Origin of the sequence: Microcoleus sp. Pol12B4, from assembly GCF_036701385.1 — a bacterium.
In the GTDB taxonomy this organism is placed as follows: Bacteria; Cyanobacteriota; Cyanobacteriia; order Cyanobacteriales; family Microcoleaceae; genus Microcoleus.
This window is the reverse complement of sequence record NZ_JAUBQR010000303.1, coordinates 1-6,378: the sequence shown is the minus strand read 5'-3', so window position 1 is coordinate 6,378 and position 6,378 is coordinate 1. Positions and strand designations below refer to the sequence as shown.

The following is a 6,378-nucleotide window of genomic DNA, read 5'->3' as shown; positions in this document are numbered from 1 at the left end:
ACCGATATCGCATCTTCAAGCCCTTTGAGCGCCCTCGTCACCAGAGTGCGGTGCGCCCAAGGGCATCCCGTACCCACAAAGAGGCGATACCGTCCCGCAGCGGGTCCGTGAGGGTTGTCTGGTGCAGTGCTGACAAAGTTGCGGAAACTGCTGCTGGGGCGAATGTATGCTCCGGTGCGATCGGGCGGCGCTAGTTTTGACATCATTAATTGCCACATTGATGTCCAGACAAATTTGCCGAGCTTGACTGTTACTGATGAAGGGAGCGATTTGTTTTTCACAATGCGATTAATAGAGGTTTGCTAAACATAATCTGCTTATTTTAACTCACATTGCGATCGACGGTTTCTTAATCCCTCTCTGCTAGGACTTGATTTGTACGGTTGTAGGGAGACGGCACTGCCGTCTCCCTACCCTATATGTCTACTTCACTCAACTGAGAAATGCTATATTCTAGTATCTGCCAGAGGCTATTTCAGCATAAGCTCGATCGATCAATCGGCGAGCAACCGTCTGAATTCCCGTATGTTCGTAATAATTGGTAGTCATGTCTAAAAACGCGGCGACATAATCCAATTTGTCATCGGTAACATCAACGTATTGCTTGAGATGGCCTAAAACTGTGGCGGGAGTTAAGCCGCGAGACTGTACTAAATTGTTCATCCAACCTTGCGCTGAAGCGAAAGTTGCTGTCACAAATCCGAACTTTTGTGAATTATTTGCGCCGGGAATTAGGTTGCTGATATTTTGGAATGTTGAGTTTTGCTGCAAGGTTGAAGGATTCAATCCACCTAGAGTATTTTGTGCTACTCGAAGGAAGTCCGGGCCAAGGGGAATTAAACCGTCAGCACATACTAATGCAGCCATCCGCATCAGAGATTCGCCTTTGTAATTTGATAAATAATTACCAAAGTTTCCCACATTGTCAAGGGAAATATTGTTAAGTTTGCAGAAGGCAATTAGCTCGATCGCCACTTTGACGCACAAGTCGATCGTTTGAGTTGTGTCAGCTTTGGGAGTGAGGCGGTTCAGAAAGGAAAGAAAGCCGATGTTTTCGCCGATTTTACTGGCCATAGCCGTTGCACCTAACGCACTGTCGGCGCTGTCTGCTAACTGGTAAAGCCTGACTACGCCTTGATATGGCTCGTTGGGGTTGGCGTAAAGCTCGATCGCGCGATCGCGAATTTTCCCAACTAATTTGCGCTTTGTTTCCCCTGTCAGCGCTTGAATAGTATTATCAAAACCCGTGAGATTGTTCCACTCCCCCGGCACTACAAAATCGAGAGATTTGAGCATCATCACAGTGACGCCACCAGACGGCAAATTGTCAACCAATTCCACAATAGATTTGCTCATCACAAACTCCTAAATAGCCAGATTTAAAGTGTTCTTCCAAATACTCCAACTTCGGCAAATCCGATTCCCGATTCCAGATGAATTCCCCAGAACTAAGTAGGTAAGCACAAATAAATATTATACCAGCCGAGCCACTTTTGCCCTACTCTTATCTTTTCTGTCTTTTCTTCCTCTGCGTTCTATGCGCCCTCTGCCGTTCATTAAAAAAAGTCTTTTCCCCAAAACATTTGCATTTCACTCGCCCTCACCAAGTTAAGTTTCATTATATCGATCGACTCAAAATCCTCGCACTGTGTTAAAATAGAGGGCGCAAAATAGAAACACATAAAATATGACGGTTGCAGTTAACAAAACTCCGGGATTAGCCTCGCGTTTAGTAAATGGCGTACTCTCCATCAAGCCTTTGGCTAATCTAGCCAAGCACCAAGCGCGGGAAATGATGATAACAAGAGCAGAAAAAATCGGAGTGCATTGGCGACAAGAAGCCCAAGCACTTTTAGCTCGAAATTGGGATGCAGAATTGCTCAGCGTCCAAAATCCCGATCTTGTTTACCCGAAATATTATCTAACTTCATTTCACGCTTACGAACAAGGTAATATGAGCTGGGAAGCTGCTACAGAAGTTGAAGTTGCCGCCCGTACAGTTCACGCCACAATTTGGCCGGAAGCTGGTGCAGAAGGCGATGCTAAACTCCGCGCCAGCTATCACGAAGCCATCAAATCTCAGATTGGTTCTTCACCGCAAGATATTGTTGATTTGGGATGCAGTGTGGGAATGAGTACGTTTGCTCTTGGGGATGTTTACCCGGAAGCGAAGATGACTGGGGTGGAGTTGTCTCCTTATTTTTTAGCAGTTGCTAAATACCGTTCCCAACAGCGAGAATCTGAATCTTTAAATCAAAAATCTCCGACTTGGGTTCACGCTGCTGCTGAATCTACTGGTTTGCCGGCGGCTGCTTTTGATTTAGTTTCTATTTGTTTAGTTTGTCACGAATTGCCGCAGAAAGCTACTAGAGAAGTGTTCCGGGAAGCGAGGCGTTTGCTGCGTGTTGGTGGACATTTGACAATTATGGATATGAATCCTCAGTCGGAAGTTTATGCCAAAATGCCTCCTTATATTTTGACTTTGCTCAAGAGTACAGAGCCTTATTTGGATCAGTATTTTGGGTTAGATATTGAGCAAGCTTTAGTTGATTCGGGTTTTGCCCAGCCGACAATTACTTGCAATACAGTCCGACACCGCACTATTGTTGCTAAGGCAATAAATAGTCCGGTTTGATATTTGAAATATGTTGGCGGTATAATAATTTTTTTAAGTCTATTATACCGCAACTGCGGTACAATTAATAGTTAGCCTGCTTCATCCTATGGGCGAGGAACTTTTATTAAAGCTATCTATCAGTCTCCGAGGCTCATCAGGAAGCAGTAAAGCGAGCGCATATCTAATTGGTCTTGAGTAGTTACAATCAATTATAAATTAACAGGTTACTGCAAATGTCTGACTTGTCGAGCATTGAAAAAGTAAAACTTGAAAAAATGTTTGAGATGGAAGGTGGTTATGTTCTTGATTTTTCAAACCGAACTTTCCAGCAATTCATAATTGAAAATACAAACATTGACATATCTGACGGCAAGTACGATTACGCTAGCGGATCTAAAGCTAATCGATTAAAAGCCTTTTGGGCTAAAGAAGCTAACTATATTGTTGGAAAATTAATTTCAGCTTTCTTGGAATATTGGAAAACAAAAAAACTGATAAACCACATAGAAATAAGCCAAGCGGAGCAAGCCTTGTTTGATGATTGCTCTACAATAGCCGAACGACTTAAGCAAGATAGAATTGTTGAAAATATTGATGCCATTCAAGCATATTCTAATGACAAAGAGTTTTCTGTATTAGCAAAATCCATAAGGGAAAGTATTCAAAATAATGAGCCAGAAGTAGCATTAGATAGACTGCATACTTATGTTGTGAAGTATACAAAGAAGCTATGCGATAAATATGGGATCAGTTATGACAAGAACAAACCATTGCATAGCCTTTTTGGAGAATATGTAAAGTATCTACGACAGAACGGCTTTATTGAGTCACAAATGACCGAAAGGATTCTAAAATCTTCGATTTCCATTCTGGAGTCTTTTAATGATGTTAGAAACAACAAAAGTCTGGCTCATGACAATCCTATTTTGAATTATCATGAGAGTGTTCTGATATTTAACAATGTTTCAAGCGCGATTAAGTTTATAGAAGCCATTGAAAAAGAAAAATTAGAAGTTGACGAACAAGATGAAGTTCAAGCAGAGTGGGATGAGATTCCCTTCTAAAGAGGTTTGCTGTTTTCGTCAATCCGCACCCTAACAATCGTGTTGCAAAAGTTATCGTTCCTGTTTACAGGATACCCAATCCTGGTTAAATACTTCCTTTATCTCTTAGTCCGCCGAGGCGGACTAAAGTTTGTGTAGGATCGGTTTCAACCGCCGGACGATCGAGGCGGTAGCTTTTTAAATCTGAGATTAGCAGATCGCGCTATGCTACCGTAGATACTTTTTCGTACTCTTCACTGTGTTTTTGCACTGCATCCCAAATATCAACTTTTTGCTGAAGATTAAGCCACAGTTGAGGACCATTCCCCAACGCTTTCCCAATCCGAATTGCCATATCTACTGTAATTGGTCTTTGACCTAAAACAATTTCGTTGACACTACGGCGGGATACACCAAGTATCTCAGCAAACCTGGTTTGAGTCATTTCAATATCTTCAAGCACATCTGAAATGACCTCGCCCGGATGTACTGGTCTGACTTTCCTCCCTTGAATAATGTTTTGTATATCTTTCATGCAACTTTCCTTACGGTTTAAGTTAAATTTTTAGATTGTGTTTTATGGGCTAGTGATAATCTTCGAGATCTATATCGTATGCGTTGTTATCTTGAAATGTAAAAGTTATACGCCAGTTACCTGATACCTTTATTGACCAAGTTCCCTGTCTATCACCTTTAAGCTCGTGTAAATCATAGCCTGGTATTCTAATATCATCTATAATTATTGCTGTATCTATTACTTCAAGTCTTGTTCTTGTCCTTTTTTCAAGTTCTTTAGGAATTCCTTTTGTATTACCTTCCCTCAATAATCTTTCTAATGCTTTATTTTTAAAAGTTTGTATCATGTGAAATAATCCTTCAATCGAGGCTGAATATCCAGTTCATAGCACTTATATATATTAATTAAAAGTTTTTGTAACCTTGGAGATTACTTTACTAATGTAACCTATGAGGTTACAGATGTCAAGCCTAAAATGATTGCAAAAGCAAAAATCGCTCCAATCTACTAACAGGGCTGGATCTGGGAGAACGAAAAAGCGATCGTAGCGGCTGAGCTAAGCGGATGGTGTTGGCGGTCAATGACGCTCCAAAACGGGATTCGCTCGCAATAGCGGTAGAATTAACAGTTAGACAGCAGTCTGAGCTAGAAGATTTTGATAGCACCCTAAAAGAAGGACATCTTCATGAACCCGACAGCCCCCTCTCAAAACGTCATCGATTGTTTACAGGTTATCTTGGATGCTACTGCATCGAAGAATTACGAGCTTTTTACTACAGTCGGTGATGCAGGCTACAAAACGAGCATTACACAAAAAATGTTTGACGATGTTAGCGAGCAGCTTGCTTCCCGCCTGCAAAAGGGATACTCAATTAATTATTTTGGTGAGATAAAACAAGGTAATTCTCCGATTTATTTGTGGAAGCTGAGTTTTGAAGATGGTGGAGATGAATTTGTGGCACACATGACTATGAATGGAGACAAAGTTGCTGGGATTTTCATCGAATAACATATCTTTCTTGACACGGCGTTTCACTGAATCTAACGCCGATCGCCCACAACCGTTAATCGAAACCGATCGGGCGGCACAAAGGTGATTCCCCGGCGCGCCGGACGAATTGGCCGATCGAGATTCGATACAAACTCACGGGAAGACAGCACCGTTGCTAAAACGAGCTTCATTTCAAACATCGATAACGCCATCCCGATGCAGCTTCGACTCCCGCCTCCAAACGGTAAAAATTCAGAGGCGGAAAACTTGCGATCTAAAAAGCGATCGGGATTGAATTGAGCGGGATTTTCGTAGGTTTCAGGGCGACTGTGGGCCAAATACACACAGGGGATTAAAATCGTTCCCGGTGGATATGTATAGCCTTCGAGTTCAATCGTCCGTTTCACCTTGCGCGGCTGCGAAATTAAGGCAATTGGATAAACCCGCAGCGCTTCCTTGCAGACTGCTGTTAAGTAGGGCGACTGCGAAAGCGCGATCGGATCGGGATTCTCGCCCAATTCATCCAATTCCTTCCGCAACCGAGCAAGGCATTCGGGAAACTGATGCAGCCAGTAAAACGCCCAAGTCAACGCCGATCCAGTCGTTTCATGTCCCAATAACAACAGCGTCATCAACTGATCGCGCAATTCTCGATCGCCGAGGGATTCGCCTGTGTCGTCGCGGGCCATCATCAACACCGACAGAATATCCGTGCGAGACGAATCGAGAGAATGCGATCGCCTCTCGGCAATTTCCGCATAAATCAGCGAGTCAATCTGCGCCATCTGCTGCAAAAACTGCCCCCACGGACTCCAAGATCCCAAATTTTGCTGCAACGGTTCAAAGAAAAATTGTATCGAGTACAGTTCAGAGGTAATCGCCTCTAAAAGCTTGCTGAGCAATTGTTTCAGGCGTTCGTAGCGCTCTCCCGGCACTAATCCAAACACGACTTGCAAGATTACTTGCAGCGAAATTTCTGACATTTCTTCGCGGACTGCGATCGCATCTGGGGCTTTCCAGTCGATCGTCTGCTTTTTCGTCAAATCAACAATCAAATGCCCTTGACTGTGCAACTGTTCCCGATGCAGCGCGGGCATTAATAGCTGTCGCTGTCGCAGATGTCGCGGCCCTTCATATTATGTCCGGTTAATTAACCATGATTAAGCTTTTGCCTCCGGCCACCAATAGAAATGAGTCAAACCACTGATTA

General features: G+C 43.1%; 6 protein-coding genes and 2 pseudogenes. 3 read left to right on the top strand and 5 right to left on the bottom strand.

From position 1 onward, the window contains the following. A pseudogene (locus QUA38_RS26780) lies at positions 1 to 218 on the bottom strand (glutathione S-transferase family protein); the annotation flags it as partial. Positions 219 to 453: 235 nt separating this feature from the next. Next, positions 454 to 1,356 (bottom strand): hypothetical protein, encoded by a 903-nt coding sequence (locus QUA38_RS26775; RefSeq protein ID WP_333167254.1) that lies wholly within the window; start codon positions 1,354 to 1,356, stop codon positions 454 to 456. Between the two features lie 331 nt (positions 1,357 to 1,687). Between QUA38_RS26775 and QUA38_RS26770 the strand changes: the two genes are divergently transcribed. Both QUA38_RS26770 and QUA38_RS26765 read left to right on the top strand, forming a co-directional pair. Further along, positions 1,688 to 2,635: a class I SAM-dependent methyltransferase gene (locus QUA38_RS26770; RefSeq protein WP_333167252.1), complete on the top strand. Its 948-nt coding sequence runs from the start codon at positions 1,688 to 1,690 to the stop codon at positions 2,633 to 2,635. A gap of 215 nt (positions 2,636 to 2,850) precedes the next feature. Next, positions 2,851 to 3,681, top strand: coding sequence for an abortive infection family protein (locus tag QUA38_RS26765; RefSeq protein WP_333167250.1), 831 nt, complete (start codon positions 2,851 to 2,853; stop codon positions 3,679 to 3,681). Positions 3,682 to 3,883: 202 nt separating this feature from the next. On the opposite strand, the gene QUA38_RS26760 is transcribed toward QUA38_RS26765, so the two are convergent. Further along, positions 3,884 to 4,195 (bottom strand): HigA family addiction module antitoxin, encoded by a 312-nt coding sequence (locus QUA38_RS26760; RefSeq protein ID WP_333026536.1) that lies wholly within the window; start codon positions 4,193 to 4,195, stop codon positions 3,884 to 3,886. A gap of 49 nt (positions 4,196 to 4,244) precedes the next feature. After that, positions 4,245 to 4,523, bottom strand: coding sequence for a type II toxin-antitoxin system RelE/ParE family toxin (locus QUA38_RS26755; protein ID WP_333167248.1), 279 nt, complete (start codon positions 4,521 to 4,523; stop codon positions 4,245 to 4,247). A 339-nt stretch (positions 4,524 to 4,862) separates the two neighbouring features. On the opposite strand from QUA38_RS26755, the gene QUA38_RS26750 reads away from it, so the two are divergent. Further along, complete coding sequence (locus QUA38_RS26750) at positions 4,863 to 5,186, top strand: hypothetical protein (protein WP_333167246.1); 324 nt, start codon at positions 4,863 to 4,865, stop codon at positions 5,184 to 5,186. Between the two features lie 32 nt (positions 5,187 to 5,218). Here QUA38_RS26750 and QUA38_RS26745 read toward each other — a convergent pair. Further along, a pseudogene (locus QUA38_RS26745) lies at positions 5,219 to 6,289 on the bottom strand (cytochrome P450); the annotation flags it as partial. Positions 6,290 to 6,378: the final 89 nt, after the last annotated feature.